Source organism: Pseudomonas sp. 44 R 15, assembly GCF_900004965.1.
GTDB classification, from domain to species: Bacteria; Pseudomonadota; Gammaproteobacteria; order Pseudomonadales; family Pseudomonadaceae; genus Aquipseudomonas; species Aquipseudomonas orientalis_A.
In genome coordinates this window covers 1-1,671 of sequence record NZ_CVTU01000017.1, presented here as the reverse complement: position 1 = coordinate 1,671, position 1,671 = coordinate 1, and the positions used below count along the sequence as shown (strand labels likewise).

The 1,671-nt window shown below is 61.8% G+C and carries 2 protein-coding genes; both read right to left on the bottom strand.

The window, feature by feature from the left end; all coding sequences use genetic code 11:
• A partial coding sequence (locus tag BFP93_RS01210) for a response regulator (RefSeq protein WP_141687923.1) occupies positions 1 to 439 on the bottom strand: 439 nt, incomplete at its 3' end.
• Positions 440 to 489: 50 nt separating this feature from the next.
• Positions 490 to 1,671, bottom strand: a 1,182-nt coding sequence (locus tag BFP93_RS01205; protein WP_141687922.1) for a chemotaxis protein CheA, incomplete at its 5' end; no start/stop codon positions are given.

Genomic DNA, 1,671 nt, shown 5'->3' with positions numbered 1-1,671 from the left:
GCGTCGGTGCAGGGGCTGGCGCGCTGAACAGGCTGCGGCGGTTACTGCGTGAAATACTGTGCACTTTCTCGCACAGCATCTGCTTGACCTTCTCGGGGTTGCGCGAGATGTCTTCGAAATTCTTGGGCAGGAAATCCACCGCGCCGGCATCCAGCGCATCCAGGGTCACCCGGGCGCCTTCGTGGGTCAGCGAGGAGAACATCAACACCGGTGTCGGGCAACGTTGCATGATATGACGCACGGCCGTGATGCCATCCATCATCGGCATTTCGTAGTCCATGGTGATCACGTCCGGCTTCAACGCAATGGCTTGTTCGATCGCCTCTTTGCCGTTGGTGGCCGTGCCGACTACCTGGATCGTTGGATCGGCGGAAAGAATCTCCGAGACGCGGCGGCGGAAGAAACCCGAATCGTCCACCACCAGGACCTTGACTGCCATAAACACTCCGTTAGACGGGGCGGGCACTCGCGCGCCCTGCCCCGCCAGAATCAAATACGCCGTGCGGCGTAACGCTTGAGCATGCTCGGAACATCGAGAATCAGCGCGATGCGACCGTCACCGGTGATGGTGGCACCCGACATGCCCGGGGTGCCCTGCAGCATCTTGCCCAAAGGCTTGATCACCACTTCTTCCTGGCCCACCAGTTGATCGACCACAAAGCCGATGCGCTGGGTGCCCACCGACAGAATCACCACATGGCCCTCGCGCTGCTCTTCATGCTTGGCCGACGCCACCAGCCAGCGCTTGAGGTAGAACAGCGGCAAGGCCTTGTCGCGCACGATCACCACTTCCTGGCCGTCCACCACGTTGGTGCGCGACAGGTCGAGGTGGAAGATCTCGTTGACGTTGACCAGCGGGAAGGCAAACGCCTGGTTGCCCAGCATCACCATCAGGGTCGGCATGATCGCCAGGGTCAACGGCACCTTGATGACGATCTTGGAGCCCTGGCCCTTGGTGGAGTAGATATTGATCGAGCCGTTGAGCTGGCTGATCTTGGTCTTCACCACGTCCATGCCGACGCCACGCCCGGACACGTCGGAAATCTCGGTCTTGGTCGAGAAACCCGGCGCGAAGATCAGGTTGTAGCACTCGGTGTCGGTCAGGCGGTCGGCGGCGTCCTTGTCCATCACGCCGCGCTTGACGGCGATATTGCGCAAGATGGTCGGGTCCATGCCTTTGCCGTCATCGGTAATCGACAGCAGGATGTGGTCGCCCTCCTGCTCCGCCGCCAGGATCACCTTGCCGTTGCGTGACTTGCCCGAGGCTTCGCGTTCTTCCGGGGTTTCCACGCCGTGGTCGACGGCGTTGCGCACCAAGTGGACCAGCGGGTCGGCCAGGGCCTCGACAAGGTTTTTGTCGAGGTCGGTTTCTTCGCCCACCAGTTCCAGGGTGATTTCTTTCTTGAGCTGGCGCGCCAGGTCGCGAACCAGGCGCGGGAAGCGGCCGAAGACTTTCTTGATCGGCTGCATCCGCGTTTTCATCACGGCGGTCTGCAGATCGGCGGTGACCACGTCGAGGTTCGACACGGCCTTCTGCATGGCTTCGTCGCCACTGTTCAGACCCAGGCGCACCAGGCGGTTACGCACCAGTACCAGTTCGCCGACCATGTTCATGATGTCGTCCAGGCGCGCGGTGTCCACGCGCACGGTGGTTTCGGCTTCACTGGCAGG